Origin of the sequence: Corynebacterium sp. HMSC077G07, assembly GCF_001809225.1 — a bacterium.
GTDB lineage: Bacteria > Actinomycetota > Actinomycetes > Mycobacteriales > Mycobacteriaceae > Corynebacterium > Corynebacterium jeikeium_D.
The window spans coordinates 1-19,700 of record NZ_KV796543.1 but is presented as its reverse complement, the minus strand read 5'-3'; the positions used below and the strand labels follow the sequence as shown (position 1 = coordinate 19,700).

At 59.8% G+C, this 19,700-nt stretch carries 16 protein-coding genes; 9 read left to right on the top strand and 7 right to left on the bottom strand.

The window, feature by feature from the left end:
• Positions 1–183: 183 nt before the first annotated feature.
• Positions 184–1,479: a citrate synthase gene (locus HMPREF2562_RS08705; RefSeq protein WP_016423307.1), complete on the bottom strand. Its 1,296-nt coding sequence runs from the start codon at positions 1,477–1,479 to the stop codon at positions 184–186.
• A 725-nt stretch (positions 1,480–2,204) separates the two neighbouring features.
• Between HMPREF2562_RS08705 and serC the strand changes: the two genes are divergently transcribed.
• From serC to HMPREF2562_RS08690, 3 genes are all read left to right on the top strand, one after another.
• A complete protein-coding gene (gene serC, locus HMPREF2562_RS08700; RefSeq protein WP_070549879.1) occupies positions 2,205–3,341 on the top strand; it encodes a phosphoserine transaminase in 1,137 nt (378 codons plus the stop codon).
• Positions 3,342–3,482: 141 nt separating this feature from the next.
• Positions 3,483–4,607 carry a septation protein SepH gene (sepH, locus tag HMPREF2562_RS08695; RefSeq protein WP_083295721.1) on the top strand — a complete coding sequence of 375 codons (1,125 nt, stop codon included), beginning with the start codon at positions 3,483–3,485 and terminating at the stop codon, positions 4,605–4,607.
• 24 nt (positions 4,608–4,631) lie between these two features.
• Entirely contained in the window at positions 4,632–5,528 is an 897-nt protein-coding gene (locus HMPREF2562_RS08690) for a DUF6928 family protein (protein ID WP_246815957.1), read from the top strand.
• A gap of 3 nt (positions 5,529–5,531) precedes the next feature.
• On the opposite strand, the gene HMPREF2562_RS08685 is transcribed toward HMPREF2562_RS08690, so the two are convergent.
• The 3 genes from HMPREF2562_RS08685 to HMPREF2562_RS08675 form a co-directional block, all read right to left on the bottom strand.
• Positions 5,532–6,404, bottom strand: coding sequence for a TrmH family RNA methyltransferase (locus HMPREF2562_RS08685; protein ID WP_070545908.1), 873 nt, complete (start codon positions 6,402–6,404; stop codon positions 5,532–5,534).
• 9 nt (positions 6,405–6,413) lie between these two features.
• Positions 6,414–7,928 (bottom strand): NCS2 family permease, encoded by a 1,515-nt coding sequence (locus tag HMPREF2562_RS08680; RefSeq protein ID WP_016423312.1) that lies wholly within the window; start codon positions 7,926–7,928, stop codon positions 6,414–6,416.
• 158 nt (positions 7,929–8,086) lie between these two features.
• A complete protein-coding gene (locus HMPREF2562_RS08675) occupies positions 8,087–8,779 on the bottom strand; it encodes a DUF3027 domain-containing protein (RefSeq protein ID WP_224433761.1) in 693 nt (230 codons plus the stop codon).
• A gap of 23 nt (positions 8,780–8,802) precedes the next feature.
• Here HMPREF2562_RS08675 and HMPREF2562_RS08670 point away from each other — a divergent pair, with 23 nt between their 5' ends.
• Positions 8,803–9,963, top strand: coding sequence for a glutaminyl-peptide cyclotransferase (locus tag HMPREF2562_RS08670; RefSeq protein ID WP_070549878.1), 1,161 nt, complete (start codon positions 8,803–8,805; stop codon positions 9,961–9,963).
• Between the two features lie 122 nt (positions 9,964–10,085).
• Entirely contained in the window at positions 10,086–10,580 is a 495-nt protein-coding gene (locus tag HMPREF2562_RS08665; RefSeq protein WP_049193037.1) for a DUF2771 family protein, read from the top strand.
• A gap of 72 nt (positions 10,581–10,652) precedes the next feature.
• Here HMPREF2562_RS08665 and HMPREF2562_RS08660 read toward each other — a convergent pair whose 3' ends face one another.
• Complete coding sequence (locus HMPREF2562_RS08660) at positions 10,653–11,084, bottom strand: cold-shock protein (protein ID WP_070545904.1); 432 nt, start codon at positions 11,082–11,084, stop codon at positions 10,653–10,655.
• Positions 11,085–11,954: 870 nt separating this feature from the next.
• Between HMPREF2562_RS08660 and HMPREF2562_RS08655 the strand changes: the two genes are divergently transcribed.
• Complete coding sequence (locus tag HMPREF2562_RS08655; protein WP_016423316.1) at positions 11,955–12,575, top strand: transglycosylase family protein; 621 nt, start codon at positions 11,955–11,957, stop codon at positions 12,573–12,575.
• Between the two features lie 439 nt (positions 12,576–13,014).
• Here the strand turns inward: HMPREF2562_RS08655 and HMPREF2562_RS08650 are convergent, their stop codons facing one another.
• Positions 13,015–13,203 carry a hypothetical protein gene (locus HMPREF2562_RS08650; protein WP_016423317.1) on the bottom strand — a complete coding sequence of 63 codons (189 nt, stop codon included), beginning with the start codon at positions 13,201–13,203 and terminating at the stop codon, positions 13,015–13,017.
• Positions 13,204–13,277: 74 nt separating this feature from the next.
• Between HMPREF2562_RS08650 and HMPREF2562_RS08645 the strand changes: the two genes are divergently transcribed.
• From HMPREF2562_RS08645 to HMPREF2562_RS08635, 3 genes are all read left to right on the top strand, one after another.
• Complete coding sequence (locus tag HMPREF2562_RS08645; protein WP_070549877.1) at positions 13,278–15,794, top strand: helicase-associated domain-containing protein; 2,517 nt, start codon at positions 13,278–13,280, stop codon at positions 15,792–15,794.
• Positions 15,795–15,942: 148 nt separating this feature from the next.
• On the top strand, positions 15,943–17,646 hold the full coding sequence (locus tag HMPREF2562_RS08640; RefSeq protein ID WP_070429506.1) for a DNA repair helicase XPB: 1,704 nt from the start codon (positions 15,943–15,945) through the stop codon (positions 17,644–17,646).
• Between the two features lie 25 nt (positions 17,647–17,671).
• Complete coding sequence (locus HMPREF2562_RS08635) at positions 17,672–18,313, top strand: DUF3239 domain-containing protein (protein ID WP_049171985.1); 642 nt, start codon at positions 17,672–17,674, stop codon at positions 18,311–18,313.
• A 132-nt stretch (positions 18,314–18,445) separates the two neighbouring features.
• On the opposite strand, the gene HMPREF2562_RS08630 is transcribed toward HMPREF2562_RS08635, so the two are convergent.
• Positions 18,446–19,588, bottom strand: coding sequence for an alpha/beta hydrolase (locus HMPREF2562_RS08630; protein WP_049171987.1), 1,143 nt, complete (start codon positions 19,586–19,588; stop codon positions 18,446–18,448).
• Between the last annotated feature and the right edge of the window lie 112 nt (positions 19,589–19,700).

Genomic DNA, 19,700 nt, shown 5'->3' with positions numbered 1-19,700 from the left:
AGCTGGCAATTATTCCAACTTAAATGGACCCAACTCAAATGGGGCTTCTTAAAATTCTAGGAAAAATAAAAGGCGCGTACCAACCTTTCGAAGGCTAGTACGCGCCTTTTCGCGTTTTCAACGCTGGACTTTTCTATGCTGAGTTACCTGCGAGGAACCCCTACGCGGTAATCGCTAAAAACCTTAACGCTGGTCGCGCGGAACGAAGTCACGCTCGGTCTCGCCGGTGTAAATCTGGCGAGGGCGGTTGATCTTCGATGCCGGGTCAGTGACCTGCTCGTTGAACTGAGCGATCCAGCCCGGGAGGCGGCCGATGGCGAACAGGACGGTGAAGAAGTCCGTCGGGAAGCCCATGGCGCGGTAAATCAGACCGGTGTAGAAGTCAACGTTCGGGTAGAGCTTGCGGGAGACGAAGTAGTCATCAGCCAGTGCAATCTCTTCCAGCTTCATAGCCAGATCCAGCAGCTCGTCGCCGCCGAGGTGCTGGAGCACCTCGTGAGCGGTCTTCTTAGCGATAGCTGCACGCGGGTCGTAGGACTTGTAGACGCGGTGACCGAAGCCCATCAGGCGGACGCCCGGCTCCTTGTTCTTCACGCGGTTCATGAACTCGGTTGCGTCGCCACCGTGGTTCTGCTGGATGTCCTCGAGCATCTCCAGAACAGCCTGGTTAGCGCCACCGTGCAGCGGGCCAGACAGAGCGTTGATACCAGCAGCGATGGAGACGAACATGGAAGCGCCGGAGGAAGCGACCATGCGGACGGTGGAGGTGGAGCAGTTCTGCTCGTGGTCAGCGTGCAGGATGAGCAGCTTGTCCAGAGCATCAACCACTACCGGATCAACCTCGTAGTCAGCGGTCGGGTAACCGAACATCATGCGCAGGAAGTTCTCGCGAGCGTTCAGGTTGTTGTCCGGGTACATGTACGGCTCACCCTTGGATGCGCGGTAAGCGTATGCAGCCAGCATCGGGACCTTAGCCATCAGGCGAACCGCAGCCAGGTTGCGCTGCTCTTCGTTCAGCGGATCCAGCTCGTCCTGGTAGTAGGAAGCCAGGATGTTGACCGAGGAAGCCAGGGTCTGCATCGGGTGTGCGCCACGCGGGAAGATGCTGAATGCGCGACGGAAGTCCTCGTCCAGCAGGGTGTGGTGACGAATGTCGTGGTTGAACTGCGCAAGCTCTTCCTCAGACGGAAGGTGGCCGTGAATCAGTAGGTAGGAAACCTCGTTGAAGGTAGCCTTCTCAGCCAGCTGCTCAATCGGGTAACCGCGGTAGCGCAGGATGCCGTTACCGCCGTCGATGTAAGTGATCTTGGACTCGGTAGAACCGGTGGCGGTGTAGCCCGGGTCAAAGGTGGTCAGTCCAGTTTCCTGGAGCATCTTGCCCAGTGCGATACCGTCGTTACCCTCGGTTGCCTTGACGATGTCCATCTCGAACTCGCCGCCCGGGTAGTGGAGTACAGCCTTGCCGTCTTTAGTAGCCACAACTTCCCTTTCACAGAAAAATTCTTCTTAACGACTCCAGAGTGCGGGGGAAGCAGGCACAGCGGAAAACAGCATGCTGCCTCCCAACTCCACGCCACCCCTTCGGGGTCGCATTGTTTTCAATGATTCAATTATGCGCGACATTTGCGTTCCATTGCATCTTGCCCAGTGAAAAAAGTTTGCTTAGTTCACATCGACCGTGTCGTAACCATAAAGAACCGACACCTGCAGTGGATTAGAACACACAATATCAAAGAGTGTGAGCAGTGCAACACCCTCTACCCCATTCGGGCAGCCTGGGCTTACCCAATCTTGACCCCTCTTCACCCCGAAATGCAAATGGAAAAAACGGGTTTATTACGTTGTCACTGCCCATTTACTAATCAGGAGGTCAGGAGCCCATTCAGCGGCCAATGTCTTTAAAAGTTCAAAAGCCATCGAGCCGACGCCCGAAAACACATCGACTAAATCCACAATAATTCACCCCTCGCCGCCCGCCCGAGGCCCCACACCGCCAAGTTTTCAGCACCAACAAAACTGGAAAAAATTCTTCGCAAACTTTGCAAATACGCCAATCCACCCTGTTTTGTTATGCAAAGTACGGAAGCGGGGGCAATTGAACCCCACCCTTTTGCTATAAGTACCCCCGATTACCGCTAGAGTTTGAAGACAACGGCTGTATATCAAGCTTCACTTTGAATGCACTTTGAAAGGTTGCGCCTCATATGAGCGATCAATTCCCAGTCCTCCCTGAAGAGTTCCAGCCCGGCGACGGCCGCTTTGGTTGCGGTCCGTCGAAGGTTCGCCCGGCACAGATTCAGGCAATCGTTGACGGCGGTACCTCTATCATGGGTACCTCCCACCGTCAGCCGGCAGTGAAGAACGTTGTTGGTGAGGTTCGCGAGGGTCTGGCTGAGCTCTTCCAGCTTCCGGAAGGCTACGAGATTGTCCTGTCCCTCGGCGGCGCAACCGCTTTCTGGGATGCTGCCACCTTTGGGCTCATCGAGAAGAAGTCCGCTCACCTGACTTACGGTGAGTTCTCCTCCAAGTTTGCCAAGGCCTCCAAGATGGCTCCGTGGCTCGACGCTCCGCAGATCATCGAAGCAGAGCCGGGTTCCGCACCTGAGGTTGTCGCTGGCGAAGAGGGCGTTGACCTTATTGGTTGGGCTCACAACGAGACCTCCACCGGCACCATGGTTCCGGTCACCCGCCCGGCAGGCTCCGAGGGCCAGCTCGTGGCTATCGATGCCACCTCCGGTGCCGGCGGCCTCCCGGTCGACATGTCCCAGGCTGACGTCTACTACTTCTCCCCGCAGAAGTGCTTCGCTTCTGACGGCGGCATCTGGTTGGCTGCAATGTCCCCGGCTGCCATCGATCGTATTGAGAAGATCAATTCTTCCGACCGCTTCATCCCGGCTTTCCTGAACCTGCAGACTGCCGTTGATAACTCCCGCAAGAACCAGACCTACAACACCCCGGCCGTCGGCACTTTGCTGATGCTGGCTGATCAGGTCAAGTGGATGAACGCCAACGGCGGCCTCGACGGCATGGTTGCCCGCACCACCGAGTCCTCCTCCCACCTCTACAACTGGGCTGAGAACCGCGCGGAGGCAACTCCGTTCGTCACCGATGCTGCAAAGCGCTCGCTGGTCGTCGGCACCATCGACTTCGAGGACAACATCGACGCCGCACAGATTGCCAAGGTTCTGCGCGCCAACGGCATCCTCGACATCGAGCCGTACCGCAAGCTGGGCCGCAACCAGCTGCGCATCGGTATGTTCCCGGCCATCGACCCGGAGGACATCCGTCGTCTGACTGGCGCTATCGACTGGGTTCTGGACAACGGCTACGCTGCAAAGTAACAGCCAAATACCGGCCTCAGCCGCATAACTCCCGCGCCACGCGCAAGGGCATTGCCCCATTTGTCCGTGACGCGGGAGTTTTGTCGTTTACCATGATTAGTGAGCATTACTTATAACGTCGACCAACAAGGAGGTTCTCGCATGAGGGAGCTGAAGCCCGTTCTGGACGGCGATGTGACCGATTCACTGATTCTCGTTCCCGCCGATATCACCGAGCAGGAACGGCAGGAGGGACTTCGCTTCACGCTGCCTCTCGACGAGAACCTGCGCACTTTCCTGGTCGAGCACTTCGAGCTCGCCGATGCCGCCGGTTCCCCTGCTGCAGCTGATTCCGCATCGCTTGCCGACGGATCCAGCGCCGCCACCGCCACTGCCAGCGGTAGCTCTGGGGAGAGTGCTACCGCAGAGAGGGGCTCCACCGACGGAAGTTCCACTAGTGGCAGCACAGCGGAAGCCACCACCGCAAGCGGCGACGCGGCCGAAGGCAGCGAGGCGGCCGGCAACTCCGCTACGGCAGGCGGGGCACCGAAGAAGACTCCAACGGCGCCGAAGCCTGTTCTGGAAGAGCCTCGCGTAGTTTTGTCGCCGCGCGAAATTCAGGACCGCATTCGCAGCGGTCAGACGGTGGAGGAGCTCATTGAGTACAGCGGCATGCAGCCGCGCAAGATTGAGTCCTTCGCCTACCCGGTGCTTGCAGAGCGCGCACGTATTGCGGAGCTCGGCAAGCAGTCGAAGCCACGTCGCATTGATGGCCCGGCCAAGTTGTCCCTGTGGGAGATTCTCGCCACCGCTTTTGCCGCTCGTGGCCAGGAACTCGCCGATGCCTCGTGGGATGCCTACCGCGACCCGAGTGGACAGTGGATTGTGACGGTTACTTGGAATGTCGGCCACACCACCAACGTAGCTGAGTGGAGTTACCAGGCGGAGGGACTTTCCGCACTCACCATTGCTCGCAATGAGCTGGCAGCAGAGCTGATTGACCCCGACTTTGCCCGCCGCAACCGAGACTTGGCTCCGCAGGCCAATCGAGCTGCTGATACCGCGGATACCTCTGAGATGCCAGCCGCATGGCAGTCTTCGGCGGAGCCGCAGCGAGGCCACGGGGAGCAGGATGTTCCGTCGCAAAGCGACGTCGACGACGATGTTGACGAGGCGGAGTTCTTGCAGCACCCGGACGCGGAGCAGCCGAAGCGCAAGAAGAAGACTGTCATGCCGTCGTGGGAGGATGTGCTACTCGGCGTACGTCCGAACGGCCCGAAGAAGTAGGAGTTTCCCTCGACAATGAGCTCCATGACCAGTGGCAACGCTTCTGATTTCGAATTCTCCGCGATTCGCCGCGGTGTAGTCACGATTTGGTTTATCAGCACCAATGACCCTGCTGCGACCCTGGAGACAGGTGTTCAGCATGACCGCGGTTTCGGGCGTCGTTTCCTAGCTCTCTATGACTCGACGTTGCCGGTAACACCGATTGGTGATTTCCCGCTCAACCGCTCGGCGGAAACCGGTGACGGTGAATACTACATCGGTGGATTTGAGGGCGTTGCCGTACTGCAGACGGTTCTCGATGATGTCTCGCAGCTGTCCAAGCTGTCGCCTCGTCTGCGCCAGGAGATTGCCGCCACGGACGTCTACGCGAGTGTGTCGAATAAATCCACGGGCTTCGGTGCCTTTGCGCATTGGCACGATGGTGAGCTCAAGCGTGCTTTCTCCGCTACTCGCTACCGCACACTGGAAGACATCGGTCTTCCCTGCCCCGCAGAGGGCAGCTTCTGGGCGGGCAAGCACCGCCCGCTGCCCGATGCTTTCGAAGGTACGGGTTCACGTCCACGCGAGGGGGTCGGTTTGCCGTTCGTTCCGGCAGAGCTTGCCGACGCCGTCATCACCGACTGGCTCGGATTCGACCCGCATTCGCCCGCTACCGATATCCCTGTTAGTGGTTTTGCGGTGGATGGCCGTCGTGCGGCTCCCGGGGCTTCGTATTCGACGTCTCGTAGTCCACGCGGGCTAATGGGTGAGCCGGGTTCGTCCGAGTCTGGCGCAGAGCTTGACCGCGCCTACGACGACTACGAAGTTCACAACGCAGAGCCGAACCGAGACTTTCTGGAGGAGCTCAGTCGCTTTGGGGCTAAGGCCAAGAACTTCGCTGGCCGCACCTGGCAGCGGGCGCGAGGCAAGTTCGGGAAATAGTTTCTACCGCCCTGCGCGCTGCGACTGAACGCGCAGTCGCTCGTAGAACGCGATCGCCGCGGAGGTAGCCACATTCAGGCTGTCAGTTCCCGGTGACATGGGAATGCGAGCACGCACATCGGTGGCTGCCATCGCGTGCTCGGTAAGCCCCTGCCCCTCAGCGCCAACGAGAATCGCGACCTTGTCCGTGTCCATGGCATCCCACAGGTCCACCGTGCCCGCAGGGGTCATCGACACCACGCGGAAGCCCTGCTCTTTGAGCTGGTCCAGGCTTCGCTGCCAGGTGGTCGTAGTACCGGGCAGAGTCGCAAATGGGACTGTCAGCACATGCCCCATGGAAACGCGCACGCTGCGGCGATACAGCGGATCGGCGCAGGCCGCGCCGAAGACGACCCCATCCACGCCCATGCCCGCCGCGTTACGGAACAGGGCTCCGATGTTCTCGTGGTCACCGACTCCCTCCATCACGGCCAAGGTGGTGGCTCCGCTCAGAACTTGGTCCACCGATAGCTCCGGCGCGCGGTCAGCGGTGGCCAGAAGGCCGCGGTGAAGATCAAATCCGGCCGCTGCGGCCAGAACCTCGCGGTCGAGTTCAAACCAGGGCACCGTTTCCGCAATAGCGGCCTCGCTCGCGGTCAGTCCGTCGGCAAGCGATGCGAGCTTCTGGCGAGTACCAAAGACTGCGCGGAGCGGAAAGCGTGAGCGCACTAACCGCGGCACAATGAGCGTGCCTTCGGCGATGACCAGCCCCTTCCCACCGGGCAAATCAGGGCGGGAATCGGACTTGTTGAGGTTGCGGATGTCATCGAGACGGCTGTCGGCGGGATCGTCGACGACGATGGGCGCAAAGCGTTCGAGGGATGTGGTGGTACTCATGGAAACTCTTTAGCCGCCCAGCAGAGCGGTGAACGGATCGGCGGCGAAGTAGATGATGAACAGGCCGGAGACAATCCACATCAGCGGATGTACGGACTTGGCACGACCCGAGAAGATAGCCATCGCAGCAAAGGTGATGAAACCGATGCCGATACCATTTGCAATCGAGTAGGTAAACGGCATGGTGACAATAGTCAAAAATGCCGGCAGTGCGATGTCGAAACGGGTGAAATCAATCTCGGTAATCTGCCCGATCATCATGGCACCGACGATGACCAGCACTGGCGCGGCAGCCTCGATGGGCACGATTTCATAGAGCGGGGTGAAAAACATCGCTGCCAGAAAGAGGATGCCGGTGACAATGTTGGCAAGGCCAGTGCGTGCACCATCGGCGATGCCCGCTGCGGAGTCCACAAAGACGGTGTTCGACGAGGAGCTGACTGCACCACCGACAATGGCACCGGTGCCTTCGACAACCAGTGCGCGCTTCATGTCCGGCAGCACACCGTCTTCATCGACAAGTGCGGCCTGCTTGCCCAGACCAGTCATCGTGCCCATGGCATCGAAGAAGTTCGCCAGGACCAAGGTAAACAGCAGCATGGTGGCGCTGAGGGCACCGACGCGGGCAAAGGATCCGAAAAGATCCACAGCTCCAACGAGGGACAAGTCCGGCATGCCGCCTACGCGGTCCGGCAGAGTCGGTACCGCGAGATTCCAACCGGTCGGCACTGGCTTGCCATCAGCGAAGGAGGGGCCCGCATCCGTCAAGGCCTCGACTGCGAGCGCAATGATGGTATTCAGCACGATGCCGATGAACAGGCCACCTGGAATATTGCGGACAACCATGATGCCGCAGATAATCAGCCCGAGGACGAACACGGCGGTCGGCCACGAGGCAATCTGACCATTGATGCCGAGCTGCACCGGGACAGTCGTGTCAGCGGCATCGGGAATACGGCGAACCAGGCCACCGTCGACCAGACCAATCATGGCAATGAATAGGCCGATACCCACACTCATCGCGGCCTTCATATCGGACGGAATCGCGTGGAAGACAGCTGTGCGGAATCCGGTCAGCGCCAGCAGCACGATAATCACCCCGTCCAGCACGACCAGGCCCATCGCTTCTTCCCAGGCCAGCCCCTCGTTAGCAACGAATGTCACGGCAACCAGGGTGTTGATGCCCAGGCCCGTCGCAATGCCGAAGGGGTACTTGGCAAAGAGACCAAAAGTAATGGTCATGACACCCGCGGCGAGCGCGGTGACAGCAGCGACCTGTGGTATCCCCAGGCTATTGCCGTTGACATCCTCGATATTGCCGAGGATCAGCGGGTTGAGCAGAATGATGTAGGCCATCGCGAAGAAGGTCACTACGCCACCGCGAATCTCGGTCACGGTCGTCGAACCGCGCTCCGTGATGTGAAAATAGCGGTCCACTGCCGAAAGATGGCTCCCCTTCCGTGCAGGCTTGGAGTCCTTCGCCTCATCTGAGGATGTTGCAGAGGTGGACGTACCTTTGTCCATTTTTTATGCCTCTCTAGAGTCTCTTTACTATCCGTGTCACGTGTTTATCCGTGTCAGAGCGGAATTTTTGTGCCGAAAACCGTAACGGTGCAGTCTCTGGGGCCACGGTGGCGTCGAAACTGCACCTTCTTCGTCATCGCGTTTGCCTAGGTGGAAAGCTACAGGTGGGAATCCTGGTAGGGTTCCGCCACCGGTGCACCCTGCCCCGTTACTTCCGGGATAGCTGAGTGAGCACCGCAGCCGTGGTCAAAGCTTACGGCCGTGGCATCGAATGTCCATTCGTTAACGCACACGCCCCAGTTCTTACCGAGCGGCCCGGTCAGCGGGACCATAAAGGCGCAGGTTCGGCAACGGTGCAATGCTTCCCGAGCAAAGTCACTCTCGGGGCCGGTATCGCCCTCTTCCCAACGCTGCTCGGTGTCTTCCACACCACGCGCCGACAAGGTGCGGGTCTGCAAGTCATCGCCGTCGAGTCGCTCATCTCCCACTGCAGCCGGCAACAAATCGCGTGGACCGAGGTCACCGGGGCGCAGCCGCTCCTCGTAGGGCACCCATTCAGGCGCCTGCAGCGCGGTTTCGCCAGGGACAAGAGCCACTTCACTGACCGTCGCCTGTTGAGTGCCCGGCGCGCACGCGACCACCACATGCCACTCCCAGCCCCTGTATCCGGGCAGGTCAGCCGCAAAACGATGCACCGCAACGCCCTCGCCTACGACACTTACACCGGTGTGCGCGCCGGCAGGCCCCTCCCCGAGCTCTTCAATCGCGGTACGGGCAGTGTCGACCGCCTGGTGATTCATCACCTTCCCCCGTCGGCGGCTGTTTCGGGAACGTCGTCGATTTTCAGTCACGTTTCCTATCCTAGAGTGAAGCTATGGACAGATTCCCGTCGGGCGATGCAAAACTCGCCCGCCCTTTCCACTCATCACGCTTTACGACGGTCCGAGCTGCCATCCTCTCCGTGGCAACTGCCGCCCTATTGGCCGGCTGTGCGGCTGAAACTGGTTCAGGTGGCGATCCCTCAGGCGAGGCCCCTTCTAGTGGAGCTAGTGCGGACTCGAACTCCGGCACCGCCCCAAGGTCGACTTCGGCATCGGTTAATCCCTCCGAGCTGGTCGGTGCCGATAAGGTGCCGGGGCTCGGTGACGTTCCGACACTGAAACTGGCCATCGAGCAGTCCTATCCTGTCTTGGCTCCACCACTTCCCACGGAGAAGAATGTCGCTGCGCCTTTTGTCCAGGGCCTTGAGTTCGAACCCGATGGTTCTTTGTTGATGGGCACCGGCCTCTACGGTGAGTCCCAGATTTACCGATTACCGCAGTGGCTCGACAACTCTGCAGCCGAGCCGACCAACGTGGAAGATTTACAGCCTGAACTCTTCGGCGAGGGGATTACCCGTCATGGAGATACCGTGTGGCAGCTGACGTGGAAGGAAGGACGCGCCATTGAACGCGACGCGGCTACTCTCAAGCAGCGTCGCGAGGTTCCCTTCGACACCGAAGGCTGGGGCGCGTGCTCCTTCGAGGACACCATCGTGACCTCCGACGGCAGTGGCACCCTCACTTTCCGCGCCCCCGATGACCTCTCTTCCCAGCGTCAACTGCCCGTCACTGCAGCAGGTACAGAGACAACGTGGCTCAACGAACTCGAGTGCGTCACTGTCGACACCGACATAGCCCCGGACGCAGCTCCGGACGAAGCACCAGCGGACACGAGCGATTCAAACAACCAGAGCAACGCGGACGGACCAAACTCCCCGCAATCGCACCGCGAGATTTGGGCCAACGTCTGGCAGAGTCCATTCATCTACCGCATCAACCCGGAAGACGGAAAGGTCACAGGCATCGTCGATGCCACCGAGCTCTTCCGCGACTTGTACGCGCAGCTCTCCCCGGCAGAGCAAAACAGTATTGATGTGCTCAACGGCATTGCTCTATTGCCGGATTCTTCCTCTACCTCCCCCAATGGCCCCCGCCAGTTCCTGCTCACAGGGAAGAAATGGCCCACGGCCTACCGTGTTACCGTGAGTGAATAGCAGTATCTAGCCCGAGAACGGCTAGTGTGACTGAACGTAGCTTCAATTCCGTTACGAATGTCGGGAAGTGAGAGTTGATGGGATCGAGTAGGCGCCGCTGGCAACAGAATAGTAAGGCGTTCATGGTTGTCGGCGCTATTGTCGTGGTGGGTCTTGTCGTCACCGGCATTGTCCTTGCCGTCAATAAGTGGACCAACCAGGCAATCGACGACCCGCACGCGCTGTCCATCGAGGTCATTCAGGACGGCGAAACCACAGAGGTTCTTCCCTACCGTGTCTGCGACCTCTTTGAGAAGAATGCCTGCACCACGACTGAGGCCAACGCCGCCAAGATCTCCCTGGGCGAGCAGGAGACAGCTGAGGTTAACGTCGGCTCCACTGTTGGCTCTAACTCTTGGACTCTGCAGCGTTTCTTCTCCGACGATGCGGTCAACTCCACCTCTCGCAAGGATCCGGGCGAAGCCACGACCGAGACCATCGCCGGCTCCGCAGCTGTTGCCGGCAAACGCACCCCACTCGGGGTCGTGGAGGTTTCCACCGCGCTCATCGGAAAGAACTCCGAGGGTGAAGAGACCACCTACGGTATTACTTGGTCGATCGTCAACGAACAGTCGTAAAGCACAGCAAAACACCCGCTCACTGAGGTTATCCACCTTCGTGAGCGGGCGTTTTTCACATCTTCTACCGACTTACGAGTCCAGCTCGCGCGCGACCGCACGCAGGACTTCAGCCATCTGGTGGCCGTCCTTACGCTCCGGGTAACGCCCGGCGCGCAGGTCACGCTGCACCGTCGACTCCAGCATGGAAATCATGTCCGAAATCATGCCGTTGAGATCGCTGGGGCTGTGCTTCTTTGCTTGACGACGGGCTCCTGCGCCCCCACCTGCCCCGCCACGGCGGTGACGGGCACCGCGCGGTCCCTCGTCGAGCACCTTGATCCGGAGAGCCTGCGGGCCTGGGCGGCCGTCAGCGTAGTCGTACTCCAGGCGCTGACCAGTTACGAGTTCTTCCACGCCTTTCGGCAGCACGTTCCTGCCGATGTAGACATCTTCACCGTCCGGATTCGAAACGAAGCCAAAACCGCGATCCTTGTCGTACCACCTGACCTTACCGATGGGCACTTTCCACCTAACCTTCCCGTGCCCTGTGACTGGGGGCACTCAACCTCGTTCCCCTTGTGCAGCGGTGACTGCCCTTCGGGGTCTTCGGATCGGAGATGCAATTCTTCCGCATTTGCCACCGTCCTCGCACGCACAAATGGCCAGAGTTAGAGGCTCGCTCGGGGCGAGCTTGGCCAGACAGGACCGCGAGGATATGCCAGGCCGGGTGCTGTCTTAATGGTGTTCCTTTAATTAAGGTGCGACCAAAACAGGACGCACTCCAACCGGGAACACATTATTTATTACTGCTTACTAGTGCGAAGTGGCGGCAGCGGTAGCGGCGTGCATGTGCACGTCACCTCCGATTACCTAAAGAACTCAATTATACCCATAGATGGGGACATAAAGGGAAGACGGATCTGTGTGAAGCGAGCACTCTCGCGGATTGACGCACCGAGACGGCAACTAACTGCCAGCGTTGGTTCTTTATGGCTATCTCTTATGGCCATCCTTCTCAGTGCATGCGGCGCGCCAAAACCGGAAAAATAACAAGACGATAACGTGAGCTTTATCACATTTTGAAGTTTTAACTTACACAACACCAATAACAGTCACGTCTTTTACCTGCAGTTTCACCTACTTTTATGTATATTTCCCACCTGCGCTCAAAATTAAGAATCCGGCGATTCGCGTGACTATTTCGTTATCAACCGCTACGGTGTGCAATCGACGCGTTTAACGGACGAAGTCGCATAGATCGCCTTCATCTCACTCCAGTGCGATGACATCGGCCCGTTATCAACAACGTGAAGAACTTTCCATAAGAGTGAGATGGGGTTGCATTAGCCCCACTGGCGCCACAAAGAAAATCGACGAAAAGGAAATTTTCATATGGCTCGCCACGCAGCTAAGACCAACACCTTCGCTTCCACTTCGGCAAAGGTTGCACTGACCGGCGCAATCCTCGGTGCCGGTGCCGCTATCTTCGCACCGACCGCTTCTGCAGCTCCGGACTCCGACTGGGACCGCCTGGCACAGTGTGAGTCCGGTGGCAACTGGCACATCAACACCGGAAACGGCTACTACGGCGGTCTGCAGTTCTCCGCAAGCACCTGGAACGCTTTCGGTGGTAACGAGTTCGCTTCGACCGCTGATCAGGCTTCCCGCGAGCAGCAGATCTACGTTGCTGAGAAGGTCCTGGCTCAGCAGGGTTGGGGCGCATGGCCGGCTTGCTCCGCAAGCCTGGGTCTCTCCTCCGGCCCGACCGATCGTCCGCACCCGAGCCAGGGCTCCGCTCCTGTTCGCGCACAGGCCGCTCCGGCAGCTGCTGCTTCCGACTCCAAGACCGACCTGGTTCAGCAGTTCGCTGACCGCCTGTCCAACGTCGACAGCCTGTCCGACGCTCAGGCACTCATCGCTGAGTTCCGTGCACTGACCGGCGAGGTTGAGCTCCCGCAGGAACTGGTCGCAGCCATTCCGTTCGACCTGTCGAAGCTGCAGGGTCTGATCTAAGACTTTCGAGCTAGCCAGCTCATCACAGTAGCCCCGAGGGTAATCCCCTCGGGGCTACTTTTTGCCTTCCGCAGATTGGCGGTGCCGACCCAATGCGAGTTAGTGACTGCGTGAATTACTGTCTGCGTTTATGGCTGGCAACGGCGTGCCAACGCGAGTTAGTGACTGCGTTTATGACAAAAATGGCCCGAAAAATGGCTTGAAAGTGTCATAAACTTACACAGTTTCACATTTGCAGCCCGCATCCATGGGGCCATTCCGGTGGATTAACCGGAAACGGGCTTGAATAAGCCCCCGCCCACTTCAAGCCCCCACTTCAAGCGCCCCTACTCAAGCCCCCGCCCCGAGGCCACAGATGTGAAAACCCGCAGCCATGACTGAACTAGCAGTCACGGCTGCGGGCCTCCAGCAGATGTAGCTCTGCTAAGAACCTAAAAGATTACTTGTTAATCACCGTGGTCGGGTGCACGTAACCCAGAGTCTCCGGATCAACCGGGAACTCAATGTCGCCGAAAGGCGAATCTGCACCAGCGTGGTGAGCAATCAGTTCAGTAACAGCGTGCTGACCAGGCTCGAGGTCCTTCGGCCAGCCGGGATCGACATAGGATTTCTTTGCAACGTTAGCCATGCTGAGATTATCCCAAAAATTTTCTCCCCAGTCACCTTCTCCCCTCCTTAAATCTCACTAAAGTGGGGATTGTCATGACTAGCACCACCCCCTTTGCACTCTTTTCCGACTGGTTGGCAGGTCAACCAGACCAATTTGTGGGCACTATCCTCAGCAATCGCCCCGATGCGCTGTCGCCACCGCCGAAGTCTTCCCAGGTGCTAGCGGCAAGGCTCCAGCTCCGCGCTTCTGTCTCCCGCGCGCTGACCAGACTGCCCGCACTGGAGCTCGCCTGCATTGAGGCCGCCGCCGACCTCGGTGCTGACGCCGAACCCGTCACTGCGGACGCCCTCATCGACTACATTCTCGACTTACTCTCTCGAGCAGAGGTTCCCGCCAATCAACGGCCCACGGCCACGCATATTCGGACAAGCCTCGATACCCTGCGCGAATACGGACTCATCTGGGGCAACGGTCCCGGCCCCCGCGGCACCTTCACCGGCAAGTCCACCCGCAAGAAGCCTCTGCCCTGGCAGGACTACTTCTGCCTCAGCGATGAGGTCGCCACCTCGTTGCCACCTGGCTGGTATCTTCTGCCCAATCCCGATGGCCCCAGCCGCAGCCAGCTACGCACGGCACTCACCGAGGTCACAGACAGGCAGCAGCGTCTCCTGGATACCCTCGCCAACTCCGGAGGGCTCGGCGTCACAAAGGACGCTCATCCGGATGCCGACCCTTCACTGCCGGTCCCAGCGCTCATCAACGCCGGCCTGCTCGAACGCATCGACGAGGGCACCGTCCGCCTGCCCGCCACCGTTCGCGCGCTTATGCGTGGAGTCGGGCTTGCCGACGACGACGTCCCCCTGCGCCCCGAAACCCCCGCTACCCACGCGATCGCCAGCGGTAACGACCGTGCTGCCGCCACTGCCTGGGAAACTTTGCGACAGGCGACTGACCTGCTGGACTTGCTGGGAACCGACCCCGCGCCGACCTTGAAAAACGGTGTCATCGGAGTGCGGGAAACCCGCAGTCTCATCGAGGAGCTCGGCGTCGACATCTCGGAGTTGGCTCGCGGCGTGGCTAATCTCAGTGCAGCGGGCCTGGTTCATGTCGGTACTCCACATCCGCTGCCACTGCACGACAGCGGTGGTGACTATTTCGCCCCCACGCTGGCAGCCGACGGCTTCCTCGACGCCGACCTGGTTGACCGGTGGGTGAGTTTGACGGTCGGCACTCGCACTAGCGACGCAGCTCCCTGGCGGGTCGACCAGCTCAATGAGGAAGGCAAGCGCATTGCTCTACTCTCCCCACAAGCTCGGCTCTCCGGGGTACCGTCAATCCGGGAAATGGTGCTGGCCTGCTGTGCGCAGGTGGCGTCGTCGGCAAGCGACAACGACATCGTTGCTCTGGCTGACCTGCGTGAATGCGCCGCCTACTACTACCCGATTACCAACGCGAGGTGCACGGACGAGACGCTCAGTGGCGTGGTCGACGAGCTGGTCGCCCTCGGCATCGTCGTGCGGGACCCGGGCGTGGAAACAATTTCCGTCGGCCTTAGCGAGGTCGGCAAAGCCACGGTCGCGCTCATCGAATCCGGCACCGCCGAGGCCTTCGACGATCTGCGTGCCGCCTGTAACAACCTCTTGCCGCCGAACGCCTCGTACCTGATGGTTCAGGCGGACAACACCATCGTCGTACCGGGCCCCGCATCCCCGGAGATGGAACGCATGCTCAGTTCGATTGCGCAGCTGGAATCTCCCGGCCTCGCCAGCGTCTACCGCGTGACCGAAGACAGCCTTCGCGATGCCCTCGACGCCGGCATCAATGCCGCCGATATCTCGGAGTTTCTTTCGCGCTACGCCGTCGGCGAGGTGCCGCAGTCCATTACCTATTTGCTTGACGACGTCGCCCGCCGCCACGGTCGTCTCCGCGGTGGCCCCGCAGCTTCGTTTATCCGCTGTGACGACCCGGCCCTGCTGGCCTCATTCCAGAGTCACCAAGCTGGACAAAGCCTGGCGTTGCGGAAGATTGCCGAAACGGTGCTAATTAGCCAGGCCCCGCTTGCCCAGGTGATTGAGACCGCTAGAAATGCGGGCTTTTCCATCATCGCCGAAGATGCAGAGGGTTTGGTGCTGGATCTCGGTCTCGCTCCCTGCCGCATTGAGGCGCCAGCTCCGGTGCCCACTGCGCGTACAACGATGCCCGAACCGGAACGCATCAGCCAGGCGTTGACGGCTATTGCCGATGGCAACCGTGCTGCTGAGCACGCCGGTAGTTCCAGTGGCGCTACGGCCAGTGGCAGCACTGCTGGGGTCTCTGACTCGGCTGCGGATTCGACGACAGGTACGGGCACAGCTGCCGGTGCCAGCACTAGCACCGGTGGCACGAGCGACTACGCCTCCGGCACCGAAGCATTCAAGCTCCTGCAGCGCGCGGCTCGCCACGGTGACGACCTGTATTTGAGCTACGTTGACCGCAACGGCAAACCCGGCCGCAAGCGCGTGCGCCCAGTCACAGTCTCCGGTGGGCAGGTCGATGCAATCGACCCGGCCACCAGCCAAGTGCTGCGCTTCCTGCTGCATCGCATTACCGAAGTACATCCTGTCGACTAGGCGGCGGGCGCGCGGACCGTCGTAAAGCGATGCAGAAGCGAATGTGGCGGTTCGGGATGATTCGAGCCCGTGCCGCATCTTCTGCGTAATCGTGGCAGAATTGACCTTTAGCTTATTTTTGGTCGAATGTCTGCGAGGCGAGGAAATAATGGGTTTCGGTACGGGTCCGCTGATCGTCCAATCGGACAAGACGGTGCTGCTGGAGGTCGATAATCCGGAGGCGGATGCGGCACGCGCGGCGCTGGCACCGTTCGCGGAGCTCGAACGTGCTCCTGAACATGTGCACACCTACCGCATCACCCCGCTGGCGCTGTGGAATGCCCGCGCCGCCGGTCACGACGCGGAGCAGGTGGTCGACGTCCTCGAGCGCTTCTCCAAGTTCCCCGTCCCACAGCCGCTGCTTATCGACGTCGCGGAGACCATGGACCGCTACGGTCGCCTGAGCCTGACCAAGCACCCAGCTCACGGCCTTATTCTGGTTTCACACGACCCTGCGGTACTGGCCGAGGTGACCAAGCACAAAAAGATTCGTCCGATGCTCGGTGAGCAAATCGATGCCGACACCTGGACCGTGCACCCCTCCGAGCGAGGCCGAATCAAACAGGAGCTGCTGAAGGTCGGCTGGCCTGCCAATGACACCGCCGGATACATCGACGGTGAGGCACACGCCATCGCTTGGCAGGATCAGGGCACCGGAGGCCACGACACCTGGGAACTGCGCGACTACCAACGCATGGCGGCTGATTCCTTCCGCGAAGGCGGCTCCGGCGTCGTGGTGCTGCCCTGTGGCGCAGGCAAGACAATCGTCGGTGCAGCGGCCATGGTAGACGCGCAGCGCACCACGTTGATTCTGGTCACCAACACCGTCGCCGGCAGGCAATGGCGCGACGAGCTGCTGCGACGCACCTCGCTGACCGAGGGCGAAATCGGCGAGTACTCCGGCGAAAAGAAGGAAATTCGCCCCGTCACCATTGCGACCTACCAAGTGGTCACGCGCAAGACTAAGGGAGAATACCGCGCACTCGAGTTATTCGATTCCCGCGACTGGGGCCTCATCATCTATGACGAGGTCCACCTCCTGCCCGCTCCTGTATTCCGAATGAGCGCGGATCTGCAGTCGCGCCGTCGACTGGGGCTCACCGCTACCCTGGTGCGCGAAGATGGCCGCGAGGGCGATGTCTTCAGCCTGATTGGCCCGAAGCGCTACGACGCCCCGTGGAAGGACATCGAAGCCCAGGGCTGGATCGCACCGGCTGACTGCGTTGAGGTCCGCGTGACCCCAACCGAGTCCGAGCGCATGCTCTACGCCACGGCTGAGGCCTCCGACAGGTATCGTCTGGCCGCAACGACGCCGACGAAGATTCCCGTCGTCAAGCAAATCCTTGCCCGACACGAGGGCGAACCCGCTCTGGTGATTGGTGCCTACCTGGATCAGCTCGAAGAGATCGGCGAAGAGCTCGGCGTCGACGTCATCGAAGGAAAGACGTCCAACGCCAAACGCGAGGAGCTCTTTGGGAAGTTCCGGCGCGGCGAGATCAACACGCTGGTGGTCTCCAAGGTTGCGAACTTTTCCATCGACCTTCCCGAAGCCTCTGTCGCCGTGCAAATCTCCGGCACCTTCGGTTCCCGACAGGAGGAGGCACAGCGCCTGGGGCGTCTCCTGCGCCCGAAGTCCGATGGTGGTGGCGCCGTCTTTTACTCGGTGGTGACTCGCGATACGCTCGATACCGAATACGCAGCTCACCGCCAGCGTTTCCTGGCGGAACAGGGCTACGCCTACCGAATCGTCGACGCTGATGAGTACCTCGGGCCCTCCCTGCCCGGTGATTCCACCGCTAGCTCGGAATCCTAGAAAACTGGATAACTAAAGGACTGCCATGAACTTTCACTTCCCCGTCAACCGCGAGCACACCAACGCCAACAACGAGTACTACCGCGATGCCCGCCGACTGCTCATCTCCTCCGGCATTTTCTCTGCTCTGCTGCTCGTCGGCGCTGTGCTGGTTCTAATAGTTTTCGACCGCACGCCGTTTGTTATCGGCAGCGCGGTTGTGCTTTTCGCCCTCGCGGCTCTCTACGTCGGCGTTACCTTCCAGGTGCGACGCGCAATTAAGGATCCGCAAGAGCTTTACGACGAATCCCCGCTGGTTCCGGCCATGATTGCGCGTGTGGATGAGCGGACCATGGTGCTGATGACCCTGGTGGACATGCGTAAAAACCCCTCCGATGGCGAGCCCGTCCCGGCCCTGGCTACACGTACGGTCACCACGATTTCCGGTGTCCCCCGCCGCGTGGGCGCGAAGGTGCCAGCTGTTGCTGTGGCCGGTACACACAAGAGCCGCACCGAGTTCTACGACGAGATCACCCCAGTGCCGCTCGCGTGGTCCACTCCAGACAAGTCAATCATTGCCCAAGCCCAGCGCAATATTCCTGTCAACGATTGGAATGTGCTCGAACGCAACATCGACCGGGTGGAAGAGGTACACGCAACGAAGCGCAACCTCCTGCCGCTGAACTAGTCCGGGGGCTGTTAGCCCCCGACATTTTGGCACTGAACTGTTCTAGACCCGCCCCCGATTTCCCTTAGCAGCGCCCCCTCCGCGGTGCTCACATGCACGGCGAGAGCGCCATTGGGAACTGAAACGGATTGACTAGCTCTTGCCCCATGACTCTTCGTTCTGCCGGTCGATCGCTTCCTTATCGTATTCACCTGCCGGATCCTCTGGCAGCTCACGTTCCGTGTGAGTGGCCTCTAGAATGAACCGCGCCGCGTCCGTAATCTGTTCTCGCTGAACCTTTGGAACCGCAATCTGGTGAGTCGCCAAGAATACCGCCTGAGAGGCCTCTCCCCCTGCCTCCTCAACCTTCTTCAGGTACTCGGTAGCTGGCCGAACGACAGTATCGCGGGAGGCCGCCTGAACGTGGACACGCATGCTTCGCGACGGCTCATGCAATCCCGGTGACACTTCCTTTGCCGAATCATCAGAGGTGCCGAAGAATGCCTGCAACCACACCGCAGGAGCACCACGCAGGTCTAGAGCCGGGGCAACGAGCAACAGAGCAACCGGAGTGTCTTGACTAATCTGGTCCACCGCAGAAACAACGTTGTGGCCGCCTGAAGAGACACCATAGAGAACTATCGGGTTCTGATCACTGATGGGCATTGCACCCAATTTTTGAAGCTGCAACGAATCATCTGCAACAGATGCGACTACCCGCGCGATGTCATTGACGGCCTCAGATACTTTATGCTCTGGCGCGAGACGGTAATCCACATCCACAACAATTGCGCCCGATCGGGCTGCCAGGGCAGCCATATTTGGGCCGAAGGAATTCTCACGCAGACTGCCGTCACCCATCCAGAAAGCGCCGCCGTGTGCAGCAACTACCACAGACCCGGTTGGATCCTGCGGGACAAAAACCCGAACCGGAACGCTAGGACTATCCCCCACCGTCGTATCCGTCACCTCTACCTTGCCGTCGGCATACGCAAGGTATGGCGAAGAGTGGTTGACAGCCGCCCCCAGGACCATCATCGAACCGTGAATAATGGCGTCTGGCATACGAGCGCCGCGGTCATTGACTGACGCACGAGCCTTCTTAATGTCTTCCTCAGAGGCACCCAAGGGGACAACCTCGCTCAAGTAGGAATAGGCCGAGACGTGTTCTTCGAGCCATTCAATAAGCTGTTGTAGCTTACCTTCTTCGGTCGTTACGGGAGTGAAGTTGTCTTGAGCCTCGTCCTCAGAAGAAGCGAGGTTAACCACATCGGAGTTAGGTGTCTGATTAGTCATAGAGACAGTCTGCCACAGAGAGCCAACGAGGATTCACCAAAAGAGGAAACCGAGGATCCGATCGACGCTTAGTTAATTCCGTTTACCTGTGGGTAAAACAAAAGTGGGCCGC